Here is a 24,124-nt window from a genome sequence, read left to right as displayed (position 1 = left end):
GCAATTGGTCGCATGGTCTAGCTGGTTAGGACGCCTGCCTGTCACGCAGGAGATCACGGGTTCGAACCCCGTTGTGACCGTTTCTTTAATAAAAGAGATGGCTCTGTAGCTCAGTTGGTAGAGCAATGCATTGAAGCTGCATGTGTCGGCGGTTCGATTCCGTCCAGCGCCATAGGGGGAACCCGAGAAGATGCGAATGTAGTTCAATGGTAGAATTCCAGCCTTCCAAGCTGGCTATGCGGGTTCGATTCCCGTCATTCGCTTATGGGCCATTAGCTCAGTTGGTTAGAGCGCTGTGTTGATAACGCAGAGGTCCCTGGTTCGAATCCAGGATGGCCCATCAGAGAATAGTCGACTTCGGTCGGCTTTTTTTGTGGGTAAATGTTGGTGTATACTGAACTTATGAATGAAAACACTTATCAAAATCTAGACGCTTATGACCGTAATGATTTGACTGCTAATCAGCTTCAAACATTAGGGCGCTTAAAAAACTACATTGAAGCGTCTCTTTCTTCTGATGAACACCACATCGCCATTATTGAAGGGGCTGCTGGGACTGGTAAATCCGTTATTTTAACGAGACTGTTTAAAGAAGTTCGTGATGGCAAGCAGGACCCAACCAGCCCCTACTATGGTTTGAAAACGGCTTTTACGGTCAACCATCCTGAGCTATTAAAGGTCTATCAGGACATGGGTGCCAAGTACGCCAATATCTATAAAAAGGACTATCAACGGCCCACTTCCATTATTAATTCCTTGGATAAGAAAGGCGAGAAACTCGACGTGCTTTTCATCGATGAGGGCCATTTGCTGTTGACCAAGCCAGAACCTTACATTAAGTTTCGGCAAAACAATCAACTCACGGAACTCATTCGCTTAGCAAAAGTCGTAGTGGTGGTCTTTGACTTTGCGCAGGTAATCCAGAGTAAGATGTTCTGGGACCAAAAGTTGTTAGATAGTGTGGTTAAAAATGTTTCACATAAAACATTCCACTTGGATTTCCAGTACCGAATGCAGGCCAGCCCACAGGTCAAGGCATGGATCGATGATTTTGCTCAGGGAAGGTTACGTCCGCTGCCTAAGATGAGTGAACGCAATGGTTACGATTTGGAGATTTTCCACCGTGCTGCGGATTTGTTTGCGAAACTAAAAAAGGTAAACGAAAAAATGGGCATGGCCCGGGTTGTGTCGACCACAGGATTTCACCATGATGAAGGTGGCAAGCACCACGTCGTGATGGATGACTTTGACCTTCCTTGGGATGAGTATGACCCTCAGGAGTTAACTTGGGCAAGGCGACCGGAATCAATCAATGAAGTTGGTTCAATTTATACGGTACAGGGTTTTGATTTGAACTTGGTCGGTTTGTTGCTGAGCCCGGCCTTTGAATATGACGCGCAGAATGACCGAATATGGGTGAACCCTGATAAAGTCATCCACAGAGAAATCTATAAAAAATCGCCCCACCTAAAAGACGCCAAGGACATCGAAAAAGCGAAGCAGGATTTCATGCTAAACGCTTTAAACATTTTGGCTAAACGGGGTAAATATGGTCTCTACATAGCCGCTGCTGATCCGGCTCTAAATCAACGGCTGTTAGAATTAGCCAAATAAAAAAATCGCCTGATGATTGTGACGCGAAGAGTAGGCTGAGTCACAGCAGGCGATTTTTTATTTGACAGACCATTGATCGAAGTGCTCCACTTCGTGTGTCGGTTTGATTTCTTTTTGTTGAATTTGTTCTTTCGTGGAAACGCCCGTATAAACAAGAAGTGTGGCTAAACCATTTTGAATACCGGCTAAAATATCCGTTTGATAATTATCCCCAACCATAATTGGCTTTTTAGGGTTGTTTAAGCGTTTTAAAGCACCCTGCATAATTGGCGCTTCTGGTTTAGCGATAATGGTTGGTGCGACTCCTGTTGCGGTTTTTAGCGCAGCCACGAGTGAACCAGCTCCTGGGAGCATCCCTTTTTCAGAAGGCAGGTTGGTATCGGCATTGGTTGCAATGAAACGGGCACCACGTTGAATGGCGAACGTCGCCTCCATTAGCTTTTGGTAAGTGAATGAGCGGTCCAGACCCATGACGACATAGTCAGCCTGGTCGTATGAAACGAGCTGAATTTCGGGACGTGTAAAGGCTTCCTCTAGTCCTGCTTCACCGATTAAATAGACTTTTTTCAAGCCCTTTTTGAATGAATCGGAAGCGACGTAGTCGGCTGTGGCCATTGCTGATGTGTAAACCTGTTCTTTGCTGGTTTTGATACCGTGCAAGCGCGTGAGGTCCTCCGCAAAGGCTTCTGCGGTCTTGGTTGAGTTGTTGGTGACAAAGAGGTAGGGAATGTTGGCCTCTTGTAAGCGATGAACGAAACGTTTGGCTTCAGGAATTGGGTTCTTCCCATGGTAGATGGTTCCGTCTAGATCGATTAAATAAGCATCGTATTGTGGCATGAATGGCTCCTTATCACTGTACATCATTGCCTCTTATTTTCCCTTAAAAAAGAATTCCTTTCAAGGGGGAGAGCTTTTCAATGAAAAAACTAGGGTTTAACGGTATAATATATCTATTATGGAATGGTTGAAGAAACAATTAAAGCGGTTAAAAAAGGGCCTTATCTGGGCCGGAAAGAAAAGCCAAACACGTCTTGGTTTTTACGGCTGGATGGTCTTTTTACTTTGGGCAAAAACGCTCTTTGCCTATGGGACTGATTTCCGCTGGTTACATGCTTCGACACCATTTCAGTTCTTTTTAGTCATCATTAATCCGCTTGGCTTTACAATGTTGGTGATGGCTTTGCCTTTACTACTAAAGAAAAAGCCACTATTTTATGGGGGCATGCTGTCATTAAACGCCCTGTTAACGACTTTTTTGTATTTAAACGTCGTCTATTTCCGGGAGTTTACTGACTTCATGTCGGTGAACACCATTCTGACCTATTCCTCCGTCAATCAGGGAGGCAAAGCCGCCGGTGCCGTTTCCTTCAGCTATCTGGATGTTTTTTTCTGGATTGACCTTCTCGTGTTGCTCTACTTGCTCTTCCGAAAAAAGATTCGAGCAGATAACCGGATAGTGAAAAGGAGTCGTGGGGCCCTCTTGATGACTTTTGGTCTGTTCATCATGATGGTTAATTTAACATTAGCCGATATCGACCGGCCACAACTATTAACACGGCAATTTGACCGTGAATACTTGGTTAAGTACCTTGGTCTCGGTCCCTTCATGGGGCTCGATGCCTACAATACCTTTACAACTTCTCAGGTACGAAAGTCGGCTAAGCCCACTGAGCTAAAAACGGTTAAGGAATACGTTGATAGCCACTATGCTGACATGAACGCTACCTATGCTGGTCAGGCCAAGGGTAAAAACGTCATCGTGATTCATCTCGAATCCTTCCAACAATTTTCGATTGACCGGAAGGTGAACGGTCAGGAAGTGACTCCGTTTTTGAATTCGCTTTACCACAGTTCGGATTCGCTTTCCTTTGCCAACTTCTTCCACGAAGTCGGACAGGGAAAGACTTCCGATGCGGAAAATATGTTGGAAACGTCAACCTTTGGGCTTCCACAGGGCTCGCTTTTTGCGAAGTTGGGTAATGATCAGACTTTCCAAGCGATGCCTGCCATCTTGAATCAACGGGCCGGCTACTCTTCGGCTGTCTTCCACGGGAACAACGGTTCTTTCTGGAATCGAACGCGTGTTTATAAGAACATGGGCTATCAGAACTGGATTTCTGGGGAATACTTCAACACGACGGGTAAACGTTCCACTGCTTGGGGACTGAAGGACAAGTTGCTCTTTAAGGACTCAGTTCCGTATCTTGAACAGTTGCAGCAGCCTTTCTACGCGAAGTATCTGACGGTGACGAATCACACACCATTCGAACTGGATAAAGAAGACCAGGATCCTAACTTCCAAACGAGTAATTCTGGCTCAAAGTATATTGATAATTACTTTATTACCAACCACTACCTTGACCAATCCATTCGTGAGTTCTTTGACTATCTAAAAAAGTCCGGTTTGTATAATAACACGATGGTGGTTCTCTATGGGGATCACTACGGTATTAATAACACCGAAAACCAGGAATTGGCGCCACTCTTAGGCAAGGATCCGAGCCAATGGACGGACTTAGACACGGAGAATTTGCAACGAACGCCATTGATTATTCACATGCCCGGCTTGAAGGGTGGCGGTGTGAAAACGACTTATGGTGGTGAAATTGACGTGGCACCAACGATTGAGCACTTGCTGGGTATTTCAACTAAGCGCTACATGCAATTGGGACAGGATTTGTTATCGACTAACCGTTCGCAATTAGTCGTGATGCGCAATAAGGACTGGATTACGCCGGAATACGCCTCAATCTCTGGTACAATTTGGGATTGCCGGACCAATACCATTGTGTCTTCACCAACGGTTGAGCAGCAAAAGCTCTTTAAAAAGTTACAGGCCGATGCTAATGAAAAATTGGCAGTTTCGGATTCACTAAATCAAAAGAACCTTTTGCGCTTCTATCACCCGCTCGACTTTAAAAACGTGGACGCAGCGAACTTCGATTATTCGAAGAGTAGTACGATTCAGCGACTGAAAAAAGCATCACAACAGTCCAATTCGACTTCTCTCTACAGTAAGAATGGGGACAAGACGACCCTGGGAGATTACCAAACGGATGCGGCGGAAAGTAACCAATCCGACAGTGCACAAATCGAATAAAAAAGCAGGAGAATTCCTGCTTTTTCTTTTAAACTTATGAAGAGAATTTATCAAAAACGTATTTTAATAGCCGCTAATCAAGCAGGTCAAACGGTCAAATCCTACTTGAAAGGTGCTTTTGTGCCCAAACATATCCGCGGGCAGCTCCGGCAACAACGCGGTATACGGGTCAATGACCAGATTGTTTCAACGGCTGAAGAACTGAGGGCGGGGAATGAACTCTTGCTGACTTTGGACATCGACGATGGCGACCTACAGGGACCCTACCCGGGCAATTCGAGTCAAAAAGTCGCGATAGTGTTTGAAAACGAGGACCTCCTGGTGGTGAATAAGGCGGAGGGGATGAAAATGCACCCGCATTCGCCGACGGAGGAAGACACCTTGCTAAACTTTGTCCAGGCTTACCTGGACGCAAGTCATAGTACATCAGCGAACCAACCGGCCAAGGCGTTCATGACGCACCGTCTGGACCGTGCGACTTCTGGTTTAGTATTAATTGCCAAAAACCCACTGACGGTCCCGATTCTGAACCGCCAAATTAAGGATAAAGTGGCGAAAAAGACCTACATTGCCAAGGTTACCGGCTTTTTTGAGACAAAAGTCGGCACGTTTACCCAGCCGATTGGGCTGCACCCAAGTGAAAGCCGTTTGCGTGCCATTCGTCCATTGGAGGAGGGTGGGCAGCCCGCTCTGACGCACTATCAGGTGCTTTCCCAGGATGCTTCAACACACGAAAGCCTTGTTCAACTCGATTTAGAAACGGGCCGAATGCACCAATTAAGGCTACACTTGGCGGCAGCAGGACATCCGATTGTGGGCGATGACCTGTATGGCGGCCGGTCGGCTAACCTATTGTATTTGCAGTCAACGGCACTGTCATTTATGACGCCGTGGACTAATCAACCAACTATTGTAAAATTAGCGGAACATTTCCAATAAAAAAAGGCCTTCCGAATGCGGAAGGCCTTTTTATTGAAGCTTTTATGCAGCGGCTTCGTCTTTTGCGAAGTACTTAACGGCCAAACCGGCCAAAGCAGCGGCGATAACCTCGATTAAGAGGAAGAACCAGAGGTGTGCGGATGATCCCAAACCAGTCATGATGGCTGGGGCAAAGGCACGGGCAGGGTTCAGCAATCCGCCAGTCAATGGGTAGGTAACGAAAGCTGACAAAGTCAGGGTCAAACCAGCAACAACTGGTGCTTGCTTTGGCATTTTCTTAAAGGACAAGACCGTCACGAAGACCAAGAGGAAGGTAAAGACGGCTTCGATTGTCAACGAAACAGGCAAAGAAGCAACGGAAGCGGCTGGCTCCAATGTTTCGTAAATCTTCGTTGCGCTCACGGATGATGAGCTAGAAGAAGTTGATGACGATGACATTTGTGTGTTAATCACTGGGACCAGCGTTTGAACGGCAACAAAAAGTCCGACAATGGCACCGATCACTTGTGATAGCAAGTAGCCACCGAAAGTCTTCCATGAAATTTGCTTGTTTAAAGCAGCGGCCAATGAAACGGCTGGGTTAAAGTGACCACCGTTTGAGAAAGGCCCGAAGACGAACATCAACATGGCGATGGCCAATCCTAAGACAGCCATTACGTCAAAGAGTTGACCGATTGAGAAAGTTGAAACATAGATCAAAGCAACCGTTGAAAAGATTACCAAGAACGCTGTCCCAAGAAATTCTGAGAGATATTTGCGCATAAAAAAAGCTCCTTTATTCTTACTGTACAATTGCCTATTGTACCGCACTTGGAATAAAGGAACGTTAAAAATTAGTTTTTTAAGGGAATTTTTAATTTATTTCCGCAAAAGCATGGCGTTACCAGCCACAATTAAGGTTGAAAGCGACATCACGATGGCCCCAATCATTGGGTTTAACATAATGCCAGCAAAGGAGAAGATTCCTGCGGCAGTTGGGATGGCGATGATGTTGTAACCAGCACCCCACCAGAGGTTCTCCAATTCCTTCTGGTTGGCATTGTGAGCCAACTTAATCAAATCGATAATCTTTGGAAGAGAGGTTGAAATCAAGACAGCGTCAGCGGATGCTTGGGCAACGTCGGTACCGGCGCCAATGGCAACGGACAAATCAGCCTGTGCCAGTGCAGGCGCATCGTTGATACCGTCACCAATCATCATGACTTTACCGCGCTGCTGGTACTCCTTAACAAGGTTAATCTTGTCTTCAGGTGAAACCTGCGCACGCACTTCCGAAATGCCCAATTCTTGAGCGACTTTATCAGCGGTTTGCTGACCATCACCGGTGACCATAACTGGTGTAATGTTCATGGACTGTAAGGCCTTAACAAAGTCTTTGGCGGATGGTTTCAATGAATCGCCGAGCGAGATGGCGGCAATGACTTGCTTCTCTTGAACGAGGTAGGAAACGGATCCGTCCGACTGCATGGCCGTGTAGTCAATCTTTTGTTCATCTAAGTAACGGGCGTTAACGATAGCATAATGCTGACCATCAACATCACCAGTTAAACCAGCGCCCTTAATAGTTTGAACGTTTTCAGCCTGCTTTGAAGGGACCTTTTCATCAGTTGCCTTCTGCACAATGGCCTTAGCCAATGGGTGAGAAGACTGACTTTCAAGCGCCGCCATAACAGCCAATGCATCGTTTTCTTGAACATCCTTTGTTTGAATGTCTTGTACTTGGAAGTGACCGTTCGTTAACGTACCAGTCTTATCCATCAAAACGTAATCAAGGTGCTTTGCTTGCAAAACAGCGCCGTGCTTCTTGATCAAGATACCATCTTTAGCAGCGATGGCCTTTGTCCGCTGAATAACCAAAGGAATGGCCAATCCCAAAGCGTGGGGACAAGCAATGATCAAAGTCGTGACGGCCGTGTTAAAGGCTTCGGCGGGACCTGAAATAGCGGTCCAAATAACGAAGGCGAGGAAGGCAGCGGTTAAGCCAACCCAGAAAAGCCAGCCGGCGACTTTGTTCGCCAAAGACTCCGCTTTTGAAGAAGATTGTTCTGTTTGGTTCAACGTATCCTTGAGGTGACCGATGAAGGAATCAGCACCAACGGCCTGTACCTTCACAAGTAGGGTACCATCGTCGTTAATGGTACCACCGATGACTTTGGAATCCTTTTCCTTCTTAACGGGTTTTGATTCGCCGGTCATGAGGGATTCGTCGACACGAGACGATCCTTCCAGGACAATACCATCAGCTGGGAAGGATTCCCCGGCTTGCACCTGCACTTCCATGTCAGGCTTTAATGAAGAAACTGGCATGTCCATGAAAGAATCACCATGCTTGACGTGCGCAGTTTGTGGTGTCAGCTTGGTTAATTCTGACGTTGCGCTACCGGCTTTCATGGTTGCTTCCATTTCAATCACGTGCCCCAGCAACATGATGACAACCAGGCTAGCAAATTCAAAGAAGTAATCCATTGTCATTTGGCCAAAGAACGTGTTGGCGACGAATGAATACATGGAAACCCAGTAAGTCACAATTAAGCCCATTGAAATCAGCGACATCATGGCGGGCTTCTTGCTCTTTAATTCGGACTTAGCACCGGTGAAGAAAGGCTTCGTTCCAACCACGTACATGGCGGTGGCGATAATGGCTGTTAACCAGTTTGAGCCTGGGAAAGTCAAGGTGAAGGGCAAATCAACACCCATGAATGGCGTGATGAAAACGAGTGGGACAAGTAGAATTAAGCTAATCCAAAAGCGCTTTTTCATGTCGCCGTGGCCCATACCCATGTGCATCATGCCAGGCATGTTCATCATACCGCCCATGTCCATGCCACCCATATCGTGGTTCATGCCGGACATGTTCATACCACCCATGTCATGGTCCATGTTCATCTTTGAGTGGTCCATATCACCGTGGTTCATCTTCGACATATCCATCTTAGAATGGTCCATGTTACCCATGTCCATACCACCCATGTCATGGTTCATGTCCTTCTTTGAATCGTTGTCACCCGACATGTTCATCTTAGAATGATCCATTTTAGAATTATCGGTATTGCAGCATGACATGTCGTGATGGTCCATCTTGGAATGGTCCATGTTGCTCATGTCCATACCATTCATGTCATGGTTCATGTCCTTCTGTGAATGGGCGTCACCCGACATATCCATCTTAGAATGATCCATGTCACCGTGGTTCATGTTTGGCATATTGTTCTTTTGCTTATCTTCAGCCATCAGTAACTCCTTTCGCTGTAACTTATCTACTGGTCTAGTTTAAATCAAGTATAAAAAAGGTGCAAGTGTTTTGAATGAATCAATCCTAGTATATTTTAAACATGCTAAGCAGTAGGCTAGTGGTAAATGTTGCTTTTAAAATAACTAGTGATTCAAAAAATTAAAAAGATTGGTATAGTTATTGGTTGATTGTCGCCTTGCTTTTGAGCGCCTACTTTTGTACATTAAATAGCGAAGTAAAATTCTGTCAGTGGTCACGATAGTTTAATTAGGAAAGAATGGATAGTTAAATGAATCAATCAAAAGTAGCAAAAAAAGAAGGCTTGGTGGATTGGCAGCACGTTTATTCGCTTCTCTTCACGAGCATATTCTTAGCCATTTTTATTGGTTTTTCGGCCATGCTTTTGTCCTATTTTTTGGACATAATCGCTGATAGTTTTATGCACTTTCATGAATCTTATCATTCAGCCAGCCCGAAGGACGTACCCGCTTGGCGGCGCCTCCTTTCCGTAACGATTGGTGGTGTGATTGCTGGTCTTGTCTGGTATGCCATTCGGCGTAAGGAGCCAAAGATTGTTGGTATTGCTGGCGCCATGAAGGGGCAAAAGATGCCCTTCTGGAAGACAATATTGAATGTTTTGACCCAAATCTTTTACGTCGGAACGGGTGGATCAGTTGGGCGTGAATTAGCCCCTCGGCAACTGGGGGTGATGCTCTCCCAGCAAGTTCAGGATTTTGGGACCCAAAAAGGCTTCTTAAAGTTAACGGATGAAGACCGACAGCTCTTATTGGCAGCAGCGGCCGGTGCCGGCTTTGCCGGTGTTTATATCGCGCCAATTACGGGGATGCTCTTCTCCGTTGAACTTCTATTAAAGAAAAATTCCATTAAAAACATCGCGATTTCATTGATGATGTCGACCATTGCCTGCCTGATTGGCTCCATTGCCAAGGGCTTTACCCCCTATTACTGGGTGGCCTCTGGCGACTTTTCCCGCTGGCTTTTAATTGCCGCCTTAGTGATTGGCCCACTGGCCGGTATCGCTGGTGCGTGGGCTAAGCAAGGCTTTGCCTGGGCGCAAAAGAAGCAGGCCTCTGGCAAAGTCATTTTGCTCACCATGCCATTAGTTGGACTACTGACGGGGATGGTCGCCTGGATTGCCCCTGAAATCATGGGGAACGGCCGTGCTGTGGCCCAGCTGGCCTTTCACCAAGAAAACGAGCAGCTGATTCTCTTCTTCATTGTCCTTGGGCTGGCTAAGTTTGCCATGACCTTCCTCACCCTCTACGGTGGCGGAACGGGTGGTACGCTAACACCTTCAATCGCCCTTGGCTCTGTATTAGGCCTGGTCGTCTCCGTTGTCTTTGCCGGTGTCCTGCCAGGTATTCAGCCCTGGCACTTTGCCCTTATCGGTGCGGTGGCCCTCTTGGCCGCCTCGCAACAGGCGCCACTAATGGCCATGTTCATGGTCTTTGAAATCGCCCATCTCCATTCCTCCGCCCTCATCATCTTTGCTGTCGCGGTCGCTCTGTCTTCGGCAACAGCCAAGTTTTACTTGCAAGTCTGCGATAAAAAGCGGGCACTATAATCGGCCATTTACAGGGTATCTGATTGCAGATATTGTTAGAGAAGAGTCGTGGGGAATTTGAAATTGGAACTAACGGTAAATGATAGAAAAAGTATAACCACGTTAGTGTTTCTTTTGAAAGAACGCAATATTGATAAAGAGGATACGGTAAAAAGGGCGAAAAAGATACTCTTGAAACATCGTGTGAAGGAGAGCAATGTATACGTTAGTAGAGTTTTAGAAGATTTTGAATGTCATTTAGGTATTTATCCAATTATTAGGGATGAGTATCCGCGGTATGATTACCGATTTGCGGACAAGGTGATCACTTATGCAGAAGGTTTAATTCATTTTTACAAAATTTTCCAATTACTTCTATCAAAAGAAAATAATGAAGCGATTCGTCATACTTTTCTTTATACGATTTATTTACGATGGATATATTTTAACAATGAAAAAATCGAAATTAGAGAAATTGATCGAGATGACTGGAATTATATTTTAATGCTCGTCATAGCAGGTAGCGAAATGTACATTGAGGTTAGTTTGAATATAGGTGCTACGTACTTTAGTCGGCTATATAAAGTGGATGATGAGGATTATTCAGTATCAAAATATGGCACTCGAGAAGATAGAAATCGTTTGGCAAATAAGTATCGAAAAAAATATTTTTCACAGAAGAATGGTGGATAGGCACCAATGAAATACTGAATCACCTTCAGCCAATATCTGTCGATTGTTGATATTTAATAAAGAGTGGTGTAGTGGAGCCAAGCCATAGGAATAATAATTATGCTGACTGAAAAGCAAGAATTACAACAAATAGATGCTAAAAATAAAAGAGCTAAAAAAAGATGGTTAAAAATCATTACTTTTTTAGCGTTTTTTTTGGCTATTTTTCCAATTCTAATTAATATGAGTGGAATGAAATATATAATTTCTGGAAACGTTGAGCCAAAAGTACGACAAAAAATCATTAAGACCTTATATGGTGAACTTAGGAAAGATGGTTTTACAGGTAAAATCGAACATTTTGAAGCTCGCCATGCTGGTTTTTCTCAATTTGGAATTGATGCTTCATTTGATTATGTTGAGAAGCACAAGGATATTGAAATAAAGAAATCGATTGATTTCCGATGTGATGATAGCGGGGTATTGGAAACTGATGAAGAGGAATCAGATAATAATAATGATTATTATCCATCGGTTGAAACGATATTGGAACCGTTGAAATCCGTTTCTACTCAGCAACCAGAAGCGCAACGGGAAGAAAAACGAGTGAAGAAAATTATTATTCAAAATGAAAAGAAGGGGCTGTATACGTTTGATGGTATTGAAATGACTTTTTTCACTGACAGTAATTCTATAACGTCCGATCAAAAAGAAGAAGAGAAAATAAAACTGTTAGATGATATTGCTAAAAAAAATCAATCTGGCTCATTAAAACAGCGATATGCTGCTGGTTATTATAGTATTCCACTTGCCGAATTAAAAGCACATGAATTTTATTATTATAAGATTGGTATTAAAATTGGTGATCCTCGAGCACGTAATTTTCAGGAAGAAAATTTTGCAGAATTCTTAATTGAAGTATTTAACCAGTCAAAGATACCTGATGGACAATATCAGTTCGATTTGTCTGCTGATGATAAAGCAAGTGGTTCGTATCTCTATGGTACTATCAATATTATTGTAAAGAATGGAGTGGCCAGCTTAATGTCCTAAGATGACTCTCTGGAAATTTAGAATTTTCGCAGTTTATTTTTGATAATTTTGGTCAAGTGCTGTAGATTATCATTACTTTTATGATAATGGCGGTTGTTGTGTTACTAGCTATTACAATTACTGCATACTTGGCTATCGTTTGGGGATTAATACTTGGTAGTGTTGTATTAGCTTAATAATCATATAAAACACAGTTAAAGTTAGAGAGGCCAATTATGTTAATTCATGAGTATTTAGACTTAAAAGAAAAGAAACTAAGGGTGGCTAAATACTATGCAGTGTTAGGTATTCTTGTTTACCTAACTGTAATCCTTATTGATTATCCACTCTTTTATAGTGCCTTACCAATAAGAGGGTTTGTCTTAATTTTAATTATTTTAGTAATTGATATTACTGTGGTTCTCTACATCGGTTATATATTTTTTAGATTGTACTTGATAAAGGCAACTCATGATATACGTTTTTCTAACAGTAGTGACCTTCAAAAATCAACCAATTCTGATGATAAGCATTTAGTGATGATCTATGGTGTTGCTGAAAATGATGAAACGTTAATTGTTGATACTTACAGTTTAAGGGGTCCAAAAGTAAATCGAATCATTACGCTTGATAAACAAAAGGATGATCCGGCAATTCTTAAACGATTTGAAAAGGGCTGTCAAATATTGAAAAGGCGTAGTCAAACGAAATGGTTTAGTTTTATGATTAAATCGGCCGGTGACATGGTTTATTATGATCAAAGGACTCGATAGGCTTTGAAATTTGAACTGACTTTAGCGGAAGGCACCAAATAATATTTGGTGCTTTTTTGTTGGATTACTCGAAGAATCGGTTTTCCGTGGCTTTGCCCTGACTGAATTTCGTCGCCGCTTTAATGAGCCGATTTCGTGTTTGTTGTCCCTTATCTTATTTGGCTTTTGGCACTTACCAAACATTATTGCTGGAGCACCGGTTATTCAGGCGAGCCTGCAGGTTTTCAGCACAATGATCATTGGTTTTGGTTTGTACATGGCGGTCCGTTTATCAAGAAGTATCTGGGGTGGTGTTTTGATGCACTGGATTTGGGACTTTGCCTTAGTTATCGCCCATTAATGTTTTAAAAAGTCCGTAAGGGCTTTTTTTCGTGTAATCGTTTTAAATCCGGTATACTGGACAGGAAGATGCACGGAGGTAGATAACCCATGAAAACCGATATTGAAATCGCCCAAGAGGCGACAGTTTTACCCATTACAGAAATCGCCGAAAAGGCAGGCTTGAAGCCATCTGAAATCGAACCCTATGGTTATGATAAGGCCAAGATTAACCTGGATAAAGACGTGAAGCGAGATCACGAAGGGAAGCTGATTTTGGTCACTTCGATTAACCCGACACCAGCTGGTGAGGGAAAGTCAACGGTCACCGTTGGCCTGGCAGACGCTCTGCAGGCGGCCGGAAAGAAGACGATGATTGCCTTGCGTGAGCCCTCACTTGGTCCTGTGATGGGGATGAAGGGTGGTGCCACGGGTGGTGGTTATTCCCAGGTCGTGCCAATGGCTGACATCAACCTGCACTTTACGGGTGACTTTCACGCCTTGACGGCGGCTCATGACTTATTGGCAGCCGCATTAGATAACAGTATTTATCAGGGAAATCCCTTGCACATTGACCAGCGTCGGGTGATTTGGAAGCGCGTGTTGGACATTAACGACCGGGCTCTTCGTCACATTAATATTGGTCTCGGGGGGCCAACTTCTGGTGTGCCCCGTGAGGATGGTTTTGATATCACGGTTGCGTCTGAAATGATGGCCATTTTGACTTTGTCCACGGACTTGATGGACTTAAAGCGTCGGGTGAACAACATTGTCGTTGCCTATAACTTTGACAAGCAACCGGTAACGGTTAAGGATTTAGGTGTGGCTGGCGCCATTACGGTTTTGTTGAAGGATGCGATTAAGCCGAACTTGGTACAGACCCTGGCGCACACGCCAGCCGTTATCCACGGTGGTCCCTTCGCTAACATTGCCCAGGGAACCAATTCGGTTCTGGCAACGCGGACGGCCTTGACCTTGGCCGACTATGCCGTGACGGAGGCCGGCTTCGGTGCCGACCTTGGTGGCGAGAAGTTCATGGATATCAAGGTACCAAAGTTAGGCAAGGAACCCGACGTGGTCGTTGTGGTGGCGACGGTTCGTGCTTTGAAACACCACGGTGGCCAGGCGCTGGCTGATTTGAAGCAGGAAGATTTGTCGGCTTTGGAAGCCGGTGTTGCTAACCTGCAACAAAACATCAAGGCAATGAAACGCTATGGTGTCCCCGTTGTCGTAGCGGTCAACCGCTTTACCGATGATACGGAAGCGGAGTTGACCATGGTGCGTGAGGCTGCCGAGGCGGTCGGTGCGCAGGCCGTGACGGCCGATGTTTGGGCAAAGGGTGGCGCTGGCGCGACTGACTTAGCTGAGTTAGTGGTGGAAAAGGCAGCAGAGAAGCATGACTTTTCCCCACTATATGAAGAAAACGATTCAGCCGTGGAGAAAATGAACAAAATTGTTCAAAATATCTACGGTGGTGCTGGGGTTGAACTCTCGGATAAGGCCAAAAAGCAGTTAAAGACTTTTGAAGCGCATGGTTGGGATAGGTTGCCGGTCGTGATGGCTAAAACCCAGTACTCGCTGTCAGACGATGCCAAAAAGTTAGGTGCACCGAAGGACTTTACCATTCATGTACGGGAATTTGTGCCAAAACTTGGGGCAGGCTTCCTCGTTGCTCTGACTGGAAACGTTCTGACCATGCCTGGATTACCAAAACATCCGGCTGCCATGGACATTGATATCGATGAAAAGGGCCGGATTACGGGGCTTTTCTAATAGAGTAAGGATAGATTATGAATATTTTTTAATTTTACCTTGCACTATTCTCATCTCATGTTATAATAAATTTATCATAAAACATCAGGAAAGGAGGATGACGTTATGTTTATCTCTCAATCAAAGAATACCGCTTCATTTAAGTCATCTGAATTTGCCTTGTTGTTGAGCTTGCTATGGACATCCTAGTGAGTTGATTTTTGTATGAATCAGTTACTAGGGTGTCGACACCTAGTAACTGCTCACCAATCATGGTCCCGGTAGTTACGTTTACGTACTACCGGGACTTTTTTGTTTGATTTGAAAGGAAGAGAAAGATGGATATGTCAGGAAACCAGGCGGCAATGGCTGCTAACGGAAGAAAAGAAGAGAACATTAAGGACTTTGAACAAGCCGAACAGGCCATGGAGAAACAGCCGGCGGAAAAGTCATCGGTTAAGGAATACGTCTATAACGTATCCGCCGCTGTCTCAAACGCCATTCTGGTGACGCTGGGGATGGGGCTCTTACTGCAAACGATTGCTGGCTTCATTCACTGGGGGCCAATGGTTCAAATGGGTGCGGTGACAAAAGTTATCCTGCCAGCCGCCTTTGGTGCAGCCATTGCTTCTCAAATGAAGACGAACACAATGGTAATGTTTTCAGCTATGGCTGCCTCAACGGTCGGTGCTAACGCCGTTTTCTTCACAACGACACCGATGGTCTTAAAGACAATGACTGGCTTTTCATCTGCGCAAGTTGCTGGGTCAGCCGTGATGACGACTGGTCAGCCAATTTCAGCCGTGCTTGCTGGAATTGCTGCGGTTCTTTTTGGAAAGTGGCTGTCTGGTAAGACACCGCTGGACATGATTATTGTGCCGGCTGCTACGACCATTGTGGGAACAATTGTTGGTTACTACCTGGCCATTGTTACGACACCATTCCTTGTTTGGCTTGGTCACAGTATTGCATCAATGGTTGCTGTTAACCCAGTTATTGGGACTGCCGTCGTTGCCATGGCCTTCGGTGCGATGACAATGACGCCCGCTTCTGCCGCTGCCCTGGCCGTTGCCATCGGTGCGACTGGTATTACTTCTGCTGATGCCGCTGGTGCCATCCTTGTTGGAACAACTGCTGTCTTCGTTTCATACCCTGCCATGTCATGGCACGAAAACAAGATTGGCGCAACCATTGCCCAAGGAATCGTGACACCAAAGATTCAGTTCCCGAACGTGATTAAGAACCCAATGATTCTGATTCCACCAATGATTGGCGCTGCAATCGCCGCTCCTATCGCAACGATGATTTTCCACATTACCGTACCATTCACGATGGCGGGTATCGGCTTTAACTCCTTCATCGTCCCACTGGCCCTCTTTGGAAAGTCACCCGCTTCCTTCTTTGCCTACATGGGTGTTGCGGTTATCATTCCAGTTGTGATTTCATTCTTTACTTACTGGGCGATGCGTAAGGTGAACTGGATCAAGGCCGGTCAGACTCACCTGGACATGATTTAAAAAGCAAAAATAAAAAAATTAAATATTTTCTCATAAAGTTGTTGCAAAATTAAAATTCTCTGTTATAGTTAATGACAAGTTAATAATAAAAAACGTTGTTGAGGAAGTAGTAGTCTTCTTCTTACCGCTCAGTGAAGTGTTGGTTAGTGTGAAACACAGGGTAAGATTAGATGAACGTCGCCTCATGGTGCATGCGATGAAAACCATGCTGGGTGCTCCCATTAAAGAGCTGACGATTAGTAGTTTTGATCGAATAATGAGAGGTGTTCTTTTTGGGCACAATCAAGGTGGTACCGCGTGTAAACGTCCTTTAGTCAAATGACTAAAGGACGTTTTTTTTATTGTTTACGCCCAATAAAACAGAGGAGAAAAGGAAAATGGGAAAGATGAAGATAGGGAGCATGCTAGCAATTTTGCTAGTGCCCTTCATGATGCTATTTGCTGGTATGGGAACGACGGCGTCAGCCGATGATAACAGCTTGCAAAAGATTAAGGACGCGGGGGTTTTGAAGGTGGCAACTTCACCAGACTACCCACCCTTTGAGTTCCGGGCAACCATTAATGGTAAGTCTGAGGATGTTGGGATGGATATTGAAGTCGCCAAGCAAATCGCCAAGGATCTTGGTGTGAAGCTGAAGATCATGAACATGGATTTTGGATCGACTTTGGTAGCGGTTCAAACCGGCAAAGTCGACATGGCCATCACCGGGGTCAACCCAACGGAAGAACGTCGGCAGTCCGTGGATTTCTCGGATATCTACTATAACGGTGGACAGTCCTTCTTGATTCAAAAGAAGGATGCCAAGAAGTACAAGAGTGCCAAAGCCTTGCACGGGGCCAAGATTGGAACCCAAACCGGTTCATTGCAACAGACCCTCTCAAAGAAGTACTTCAGTGACAGCACGCTATCAAGTATGGAAAAGACGCCCAACCTAGTCTTTGCTCTGAAGTCAGGTAAGCTCGATGCCGTTGGGGTTGAAACACCAGTTGCCGCTACCTATGTTGAAAACAACAAGGACTTGGCCATGGTTAACGCCGGCTATACGTTGGATAAGAATGAGACGGGAGCCGCCGTTGCCTTTGCCAAAGGATCTGATTCATTAGCCGCTGCTGTTAATAAGAGTATTGCTAAAATTCAAAAGCACCACTTGACCGACGATTACTTGAAGACGGCTGCGAAGTACATGAAGGACAATACCAAAGATACTTCGATGATGCACTATTGGAAGTACTTCTATAACGGTTTCTTGAATACAACGTTGATTGCGGTTGTGGCCGTGATCTTCGGAATTCTGCTCGGTATTCTCCTGGTTTTGATGAAGCTATCCGCCTGGAAGGTGCTTTCATGGCCTGCCACTGCTTACATTGAAATTGTCCGTGGAACACCAATGATGGTCCAGGTCCTGCTTGTCTACTTCGGATTGGGGGCCATTATCAACTTGCCAGCCCTCTTAGCTGGAATCATTGCCGTTGCCTTGAACTCGGCCGCCTACGTTGCCGAAATCATTCGTGGTGGCATCAACAGTTTGGATAAGGGACAGAAGGAAGCTGCTCAGAGTATTGGTTTGAACAAAGTCGACACCATGCGCTTCGTCATCTTGCCACAGGCCTTTAAAAACATCTGGCCATCACTTGGTAACGAATTCATTTCGGTCGTGAAGGAAAGTTCGATTGTTTCCATCATTGGGGTTTCCGACTTGATTTACCAATTAAACGTTGTTCGGGCCGATACTTACCGGGCTGTTGCGCCAATCGTAGTGGTCATGGTGATTTACTTCCTGATGACCTTTACGCTAACTCGTTTGTTGAACCACTTTGAAAGGAAAATGAACCATGACTAAAGCCGCAATTGAATTAAAAGACATCACCAAGGAATTTAATGGGAACCAGGTTTTGAAAGGAATCAACGGAGAAATCGACGAGGGCCAGGTACTGGCCATTATCGGGCCGTCCGGTTCCGGTAAGTCGACTTTGTTACGTGCCGTCAACCAATTGGCTGCGCCGAGCTCTGGTTCGGTGGTTTTCGAGGGGCAAGACCTGACGAAGGCGGGGAAGCAATCGCTGAACCATCTGGGCGAAAAAATCGGCATGGTTTTCCAAAGTTTCAACCTTTTTCCCAACCATACGGTCTTGGATAATGTGACCCTTGGGCCACGTCGGGTGAAAAAGTTGTCTGACGAACAGGCGAACCAGGAGGCCATGCACTATTTGAAACAAGTGGGGATGGCGGAGAAGGCCAATGCTTATCCCGATTCCCTGTCCGGTGGGCAAAAGCAGCGGGTGGCCATTGCCCGGGCCCTGGCCATGCAGCCAAAGGTGCTCTTCTTTGATGAACCAACCTCGGCTTTAGATCCCGAAAACGTTGGGGAAGTGCTCAAAGTCATTCAGCAACTCGCCAGTGAAAAGATGACGATGGTGATTGTGACGCACGAAATGCACTTCGCTAAGCAAGTGGCCGATAAGATTTGGTTCATGGACGATGGCCAAATTGTTGAAGAAAACGATGCAGAAAGTCTCTTTAGTCACCCTAAGGAAGAAAAAACGAAGCACTTTATTGAACAAGTATTGATGGATTAAGATTGGAGAAACAACATGACAAAAATTGTCTTAGCTTATTCAGGTGGTTTAGATACATCCGTCGCCATTCCTTGGTTAAAGGATAAGGGTTATGACGTCGTGGCGGCCGTCTTGGACGTCGGTCAAGCTGGTAAGAATTTGAAGGAAATTCAAGAAAAGGCCCTGCAGGTTGGTGCAGTGGAATCCTATGTCATTGATGGCAAGGAAGAATTTGCCAAGGACTTTGTTGGCCCGGTCATTCAGGCGAATGCCCTTTATGAGGGGAAATATCCCCTGGTATCGGCCCTGTCCCGACCATTAATCATTAAGAAGTTAGTGGAGCTAGCTCACCAGACCGGAGCAAAGGCCATCGCCCACGGTTCAACCGGGAAGGGGAATGATCAGGTTCGTTTTGAAACCGCCATTCATGCTTTGGACCCGAGCTTAGCAATCGAAGCGCCCATCCGTGACTTTCATTGGTCGCGGGAAGAAGAAATCGACTATGCGAAGGAACACGGCGTTCCTGTCCCCATCGGGAAAAAGTCGCCCTATTCCATCGATGATAACCTATGGGGCCGCGCCAATGAAGCGGGCATTTTGGAGAATCCATGGAATGAAGCGCCAGAAGATGCCTTTGCGTTGACAACAGCCGTGGAGGAAACCCCAGACCAAGCTGATGTACTGACACTGACTTTTGAAAAGGGACTACCGGTTGCCGTGAATGGGCAAAAGCAGTCCTTAGTGACGATTATCGAAAGCCTGAACCTCGTTGCCGGTAAGCATGGGATTGGACGTATCGATAAGATTGAGAACCGTCTGGTTGGCATCAAATCCCGCGAGATTTATGAAGCACCGGCAGCAGCGGTGATCATGACGGCCCATAAGGATTTGGAAGATTTGACTTTGGAACGTGATTTGGCGCATTTTAAGCCAATTATCGAACAAAAGGTGACGGAACTGCTATACAACGGTCTTTACTTCTCCCCACTTTTTGATGCGGCCATGGCCTTTATCAAAAAGAGCCAGGAAGTGGTTAATGGCGAAGTCAAAGTCAAGCTCTTTAAGGGACAGGTGACGGCCATCGCTCGTCAATCCGAAACGAACTCGCTCTACGACGAAAATTTGGCCACTTATACGGATGCCGATTCATTTGATCAAGTAGCAGCCGCTGGCTTTATCAAACTCTGGTCCCTACCAACAACGGTTTTTGAACAAGTGAATCATACGCATAGCAACAAGTAGAAAAAGAATTGGGGAAAACATGTCGAATAAACTTTGGGGTGGCCGCTTTCATGGTCAAGCAGCGGATTGGGTGGATGAGTTTGGTGCTTCAATCCACTTTGATTACCAACTGGCAGCAGAAGATATTGAAGGGTCAATCGCCCATGCAACGATGCTAGCCAAGCAGGGAATTTTGACGGCAGAAGAGTTGGAACAAATCATTACTGGTTTGAAAGAAATTCAAAAAGAAATCGAGGCAGGAACGTTTGAATTCTCCGTTAAAAATGAGGATATTCACCTTAATATCGAAGCTAAGTTGACGGCCCTCATTGGACCAGTGGCCGGTAAACTGCACACTGCCCGCTCTCGAAACGATCAGGTAGCCACGGACTTTCATCTATGGATGAAGCATCGGCTGCCGGTGGTCAAGGAGGCAATCAGCAACTTGCAGGCGACGCTGGTTGACTTAGCGGCTGATAACGTGGGGACGCTGATGCCGGGGTATACGCACCTACAACATGCACAACCCATTTCCTACGGACACTACTTATTGGCTTATTTTGAAATGCTCCAGCGTGACTACGAACGTTTCACCTTTAACGAAAAGCACGTCGACATCTTACCGTTAGGTGCCACTGCTTTGGCCGGCACGACTTTCCCAATTGACCGTGAATTTGTTGCCGAGCAGCTTGGCTTTGGTCACGTTTACCACAATAGTTTGGATGCCGTCTCAGACCGTGATTTTGCGGTAGAATTTCTTTCAAATGCTTCGATTTTGATGATGCATTTGTCACGGATGGCTGAGGAAATGATTCTTTGGACGTCCTTTGAATTTAACTACTTGGAACTGTCGGATAGCTATTCAACCGGATCTTCCATCATGCCCCAAAAGAAGAACGCTGACTTTGCTGAGCTGAGCCGTGGAAAGACGGGGGCGGTCTACGGTCATTTGATGGGCTTGCTCACGGTAATGAAGGGCTTGCCCTTGGCTTATAACAAGGATATGCAAGAAGACAAGGTTGGGGTGTTTGAGACTTTTGACACGATTATCGCGGTACTGAAAGTCTTTACTGGTATGGTTTCGACCATGACGGTGAAAAAGGACAAGATGAGAGCGGCTTTGAAGGGTGACTACTCGAATGCGACGGAATTGGCTGATTACTTAGCCAAGAAGGGGCTGCCATTCCGGCAAGCCCACGCCGTGGTGGGGATGCTCGTCTATCAAGGAATCGAAGAGGGACTAGCGTTAGAAGAGATGCCTCTCAAAGAGTTGCAGAAGGCTTCTAATCTCATTGATAAAGACGTTTACGTGGTATTGGACCCGCAAACAGCTGTGAATACGCGGACGTCATCGGGTGGTACGGCCATGGCGAATGTTGAAAAAGAAGTGGTCGCTGCACAATCCCTTTTGGCGCAACGACAATAAGAAAACTAGATGAGAAGCAGAACATTGTTCTGTTTCTTTTTTTGTTTCTAATTGACACTGTGTCAAAAAGAGTTATACTAGTCAACGAAATGACAGTGTGTCAATTTGGAGGATGTTTAAATGATTAAGCCACTATTTTATAAATTAAATGACGAGAAACGGCGGAAATTGGAAGCGGATTTGTATCAAATTTTTTCTGAAAAAGATTTGATAACGGTTTCGGTGAAAGACATTGTGGCGGTAACGGGTATTTCACGAGGTTCGTTTTACACCTACTTTGATACACCGGTTGATGCTTACTCCTATGTCTTTCGTAAGGTGCTGATCCGCGTGCATCAGCAAATGATGGGCGCAAACGCCTTCGGCTCGGTGCGGCAATTCATTGAAAGCATGGACAAGAATCCGGACCGCGACTTTTTAAAAAATTACTACACGGTTAATGAAATGATCTTGGAAGCCAATGGTGAAAGCCAAATGATCACTACGGGCGAGGAAAACCTGCACAAATGGATGGTATTAGTATCCATTCATGAATTAATTCGGCGGTATTTCTTAAATCCTGGGGATAAAGGGGAAATTCTGAGCCGCTTATCCTCACTAGAAGAATGGGAAAAGGAGAATTCCTAATGTTTTTAGCATTACACGAAGTTAAAAAGGAAAAGTTACGGTACGGGCTAGTAATGGGCGTGATTTTGCTAATCGCCTATCTCATTTTTATCCTATCTGCTTTGGCACAGGGATTGGCTAGTCAAAACACGGCAGCCGTCAATAGTTGGCAAAGTCAGTCGGTGCTGCTTTCAAAAGATGCCAACGGGAACCTGGCGCAGTCCATGCTGACAAAGGAGGAGATGCCGAAGGTATCCTCGACCAAGCAAGACCAAGTGGGCTTGGCTCAGGGAATTTTGAAGGCGGGCGATGCGCGTCAGTCCGCGACCTTTATTGGCTTGGCTAATAATAGTCAGATTCAAAAGCAAACCAAGCTAGTGCAGGGCCGCTGGTTGCAAAACGATACTGAACTGGTGTTGTCTGATCAATTAAAGCAACAGGGATTCAAATTAAACCAAAAGGTGACGATGGGTCTTTCCAATCAGACCTTTACAGTGGTTGGCTTTGCCAAGAACGCTCTTTATAATATGTCACCCGTGGCCTATGGTTCGTTGGACGCATGGCCAGCTGTGAAGGGCGTCAATTCTGAATTTGCAGGATCCGGCATTGTTAGTCAGGGAAAGTTAAGGACCGATAATGACAACTTACAGGTTCTTTCCAAGAAAGAACTATTCAATAAAATGCCTGGTTACGCTGCCCAAAACCAGACGTTCTTGTTCATGATTGCCTTCCTTATCGTGATTTCAATCGTCATCGTGGCGATTTTCCTTTACATCTTGACGATGCAAAAATTGGAAAATTTGGCGGTGCTACGTGCTCAGGGAATACCAAGCAGCTACCTCATCCAAAACACCCTTTCTCAAACGGTGTTGATTATGGTTGTTTCCGTCGGTTTGGGAACGCTCCTGTCTGCCTTGACCGGTTTGGTGATTCCGAAGGCGGTTCCGATGAGTTTCGATCCAGTTTTGATGACTGGAACCGCCGTTGTTCTGGTCTTAACGGGCATTATCGGTGCCGTTATTCCAATGCGCATCATTGCAAAGATTGATCCAGTTTCGGTTATTGGAGGTTAGCATGCAACGTCTTGAATTAAAGAATGTGAATAAGGTGTTTGGTTCAGGCACCAACCGCGTACAAGCGCTTAGTCAGGTGAACTTTGAGGCGAAAGCCGGCGAATTAACGCTCATTTTGGGCCCTTCCGGTTCTGGAAAGTCGACCTTGCTGACAATTTTGGGCGGCCTTCAGCAGCCGACTTCTGGAGAAGTGCTCATTAACGGGAACCGTTTCGATGGCAAGCGGGGGAAGGCGGCGGACGACTTTCGCTTAAAGCACATTGGCTTCGTCTTGCAGTCTTACAGTCTCGTTCCCTACTTGACAGTGGCCGAACAGTTCCAACTGGTGGATAAGGTAAAAAAAGCCGGCAATTTGCCCCCTAAACAATTTGATAATGATTTGAATCGGTTAGGAATTACCTCTCTATTAGACAAGTATCCAGGCGAGCTTTCGGGTGGGCAAAGTCAGCGGGTGGCCATTGCCCGAGCACTTTACGCTAACCCAGACTTTATTTTGGCCGATGAACCGACGGCAGCACTTGATTCCGCACGTGTTCAGGAAGTTGGACGCCTGCTGAAAGACATTGCGGAGAAGGAAGAAAAGGCTGTCGTCGTGGTAACGCATGATCTCCGTTTAAAAGAAGAAGCCGACCGAATCTACCAGCTGGTTGATGGCAAAATTTCATTGGAAAAGTCGTAGAAGATTTTGTTCGCGCCATGGTCTAGAGCAATCACTCCTTTTTCTTTGCT

Annotated in this window: 20 protein-coding genes, 5 tRNA genes and 1 other annotated feature (1 of these 26 only partly in view); of the genes, 22 read left to right on the top strand and 3 right to left on the bottom strand. The window is 45.5% G+C overall.

Annotated features, from left to right (window positions below):
* The 6 genes from ACSYSL_RS05070 to ACSYSL_RS05045 all read left to right on the top strand — a co-directional run.
* Positions 1-4, top strand: a tRNA-Met gene (locus ACSYSL_RS05070) (it extends 70 nt beyond the left edge of the window).
* A gap of 2 nt (positions 5-6) precedes the next feature.
* Positions 7-80: transfer RNA gene (locus ACSYSL_RS05065), tRNA-Asp, on the top strand.
* A 19-nt stretch (positions 81-99) separates the two neighbouring features.
* A tRNA-Phe gene (locus tag ACSYSL_RS05060) sits at positions 100-172 on the top strand.
* Positions 173-192: 20 nt separating this feature from the next.
* A tRNA-Gly gene (locus tag ACSYSL_RS05055) sits at positions 193-263 on the top strand.
* 3 nt (positions 264-266) lie between these two features.
* A tRNA-Ile gene (locus tag ACSYSL_RS05050) sits at positions 267-340 on the top strand.
* 62 nt (positions 341-402) lie between these two features.
* A complete protein-coding gene (locus ACSYSL_RS05045) occupies positions 403-1,614 on the top strand; it encodes a DUF2075 domain-containing protein (protein WP_491708500.1) in 1,212 nt (403 codons plus the stop codon).
* Positions 1,615-1,671: 57 nt separating this feature from the next.
* Here the strand turns inward: ACSYSL_RS05045 and ACSYSL_RS05040 are convergent, their stop codons facing one another.
* Complete coding sequence (locus tag ACSYSL_RS05040; RefSeq protein ID WP_029489841.1) at positions 1,672-2,451, bottom strand: TIGR01457 family HAD-type hydrolase; 780 nt, start codon at positions 2,449-2,451, stop codon at positions 1,672-1,674.
* A 118-nt stretch (positions 2,452-2,569) separates the two neighbouring features.
* Between ACSYSL_RS05040 and ACSYSL_RS05035 the strand changes: the two genes are divergently transcribed.
* Together ACSYSL_RS05035 and ACSYSL_RS05030 are read left to right on the top strand one after the other, a co-directional pair.
* Entirely contained in the window at positions 2,570-4,714 is a 2,145-nt protein-coding gene (locus ACSYSL_RS05035) for an LTA synthase family protein (RefSeq protein ID WP_056995010.1), read from the top strand.
* 36 nt (positions 4,715-4,750) lie between these two features.
* Positions 4,751-5,653, top strand: a complete 903-nt coding sequence (locus ACSYSL_RS05030; protein WP_491708499.1) for an RluA family pseudouridine synthase — start codon at positions 4,751-4,753, stop codon at positions 5,651-5,653.
* A 42-nt stretch (positions 5,654-5,695) separates the two neighbouring features.
* On the opposite strand, the gene ACSYSL_RS05025 is transcribed toward ACSYSL_RS05030, so the two are convergent.
* A complete protein-coding gene (locus ACSYSL_RS05025) occupies positions 5,696-6,415 on the bottom strand; it encodes an MIP/aquaporin family protein (RefSeq protein WP_491708498.1) in 720 nt (239 codons plus the stop codon).
* A 96-nt stretch (positions 6,416-6,511) separates the two neighbouring features.
* Positions 6,512-8,731: a copper-translocating P-type ATPase gene (locus tag ACSYSL_RS05020; protein WP_491709093.1), complete on the bottom strand. Its 2,220-nt coding sequence runs from the start codon at positions 8,729-8,731 to the stop codon at positions 6,512-6,514.
* 443 nt (positions 8,732-9,174) lie between these two features.
* Between ACSYSL_RS05020 and ACSYSL_RS05015 the strand changes: the two genes are divergently transcribed.
* From ACSYSL_RS05015 to ACSYSL_RS04950, 14 genes are all read left to right on the top strand, one after another.
* Positions 9,175-10,470 carry a chloride channel protein gene (locus tag ACSYSL_RS05015; protein WP_491708497.1) on the top strand — a complete coding sequence of 432 codons (1,296 nt, stop codon included), beginning with the start codon at positions 9,175-9,177 and terminating at the stop codon, positions 10,468-10,470.
* A 114-nt stretch (positions 10,471-10,584) separates the two neighbouring features.
* Positions 10,585-11,142 (top strand): hypothetical protein, encoded by a 558-nt coding sequence (locus ACSYSL_RS05010; protein WP_491708496.1) that lies wholly within the window; start codon positions 10,585-10,587, stop codon positions 11,140-11,142.
* Between the two features lie 99 nt (positions 11,143-11,241).
* Entirely contained in the window at positions 11,242-12,174 is a 933-nt protein-coding gene (locus tag ACSYSL_RS05005) for a hypothetical protein (RefSeq protein ID WP_491708495.1), read from the top strand.
* A 215-nt stretch (positions 12,175-12,389) separates the two neighbouring features.
* Complete coding sequence (locus ACSYSL_RS05000; protein WP_491708494.1) at positions 12,390-12,926, top strand: hypothetical protein; 537 nt, start codon at positions 12,390-12,392, stop codon at positions 12,924-12,926.
* A 43-nt stretch (positions 12,927-12,969) separates the two neighbouring features.
* A complete protein-coding gene (locus ACSYSL_RS04995; RefSeq protein WP_491709092.1) occupies positions 12,970-13,266 on the top strand; it encodes a CPBP family intramembrane glutamic endopeptidase in 297 nt (98 codons plus the stop codon).
* 89 nt (positions 13,267-13,355) lie between these two features.
* A complete protein-coding gene (locus ACSYSL_RS04990; RefSeq protein ID WP_491708493.1) occupies positions 13,356-15,017 on the top strand; it encodes a formate--tetrahydrofolate ligase in 1,662 nt (553 codons plus the stop codon).
* A 404-nt stretch (positions 15,018-15,421) separates the two neighbouring features.
* A complete protein-coding gene (locus ACSYSL_RS04985; protein ID WP_491709091.1) occupies positions 15,422-16,513 on the top strand; it encodes a PTS sugar transporter subunit IIC in 1,092 nt (363 codons plus the stop codon).
* An 86-nt stretch (positions 16,514-16,599) separates the two neighbouring features.
* Positions 16,600-16,827: a binding site (T-box leader), on the top strand.
* Positions 16,828-16,890: 63 nt separating this feature from the next.
* Positions 16,891-18,354 carry an ABC transporter substrate-binding protein/permease gene (locus tag ACSYSL_RS04980; protein WP_491708492.1) on the top strand — a complete coding sequence of 488 codons (1,464 nt, stop codon included), beginning with the start codon at positions 16,891-16,893 and terminating at the stop codon, positions 18,352-18,354.
* The gene (locus tag ACSYSL_RS04975) at positions 18,347-19,090 is read left to right on the top strand and encodes an amino acid ABC transporter ATP-binding protein (RefSeq protein WP_187753802.1); all 744 of its coding nucleotides are present in this window, start codon (positions 18,347-18,349) and stop codon (positions 19,088-19,090) included. Before ACSYSL_RS04980 ends, ACSYSL_RS04975 begins: the two co-directional genes overlap by 8 nt.
* Before the next feature lie 15 nt (positions 19,091-19,105).
* Positions 19,106-20,311, top strand: a complete 1,206-nt coding sequence (locus ACSYSL_RS04970; RefSeq protein WP_187753803.1) for an argininosuccinate synthase — start codon at positions 19,106-19,108, stop codon at positions 20,309-20,311.
* Between the two features lie 19 nt (positions 20,312-20,330).
* Positions 20,331-21,716 carry an argininosuccinate lyase gene (gene argH / locus ACSYSL_RS04965; RefSeq protein WP_491708491.1) on the top strand — a complete coding sequence of 462 codons (1,386 nt, stop codon included), beginning with the start codon at positions 20,331-20,333 and terminating at the stop codon, positions 21,714-21,716.
* Between the two features lie 120 nt (positions 21,717-21,836).
* Complete coding sequence (locus ACSYSL_RS04960) at positions 21,837-22,343, top strand: TetR/AcrR family transcriptional regulator (protein WP_010691133.1); 507 nt, start codon at positions 21,837-21,839, stop codon at positions 22,341-22,343.
* Positions 22,343-23,395 carry an ABC transporter permease gene (locus tag ACSYSL_RS04955; protein ID WP_491708490.1) on the top strand — a complete coding sequence of 351 codons (1,053 nt, stop codon included), beginning with the start codon at positions 22,343-22,345 and terminating at the stop codon, positions 23,393-23,395. The genes ACSYSL_RS04960 and ACSYSL_RS04955 overlap by 1 nt, the downstream gene beginning before the upstream one ends.
* Before the next feature lies 1 nt (position 23,396).
* Positions 23,397-24,074, top strand: a complete 678-nt coding sequence (locus tag ACSYSL_RS04950) for an ABC transporter ATP-binding protein (RefSeq protein WP_010691135.1) — start codon at positions 23,397-23,399, stop codon at positions 24,072-24,074.
* The last annotated feature ends 50 nt before the right edge of the window (positions 24,075-24,124 follow it).

The sequence above is a fragment of the Fructobacillus sp. ESL1129 genome (assembly GCF_058507945.1).
This window is presented reverse-complemented; position numbering and strand designations above follow the sequence as displayed.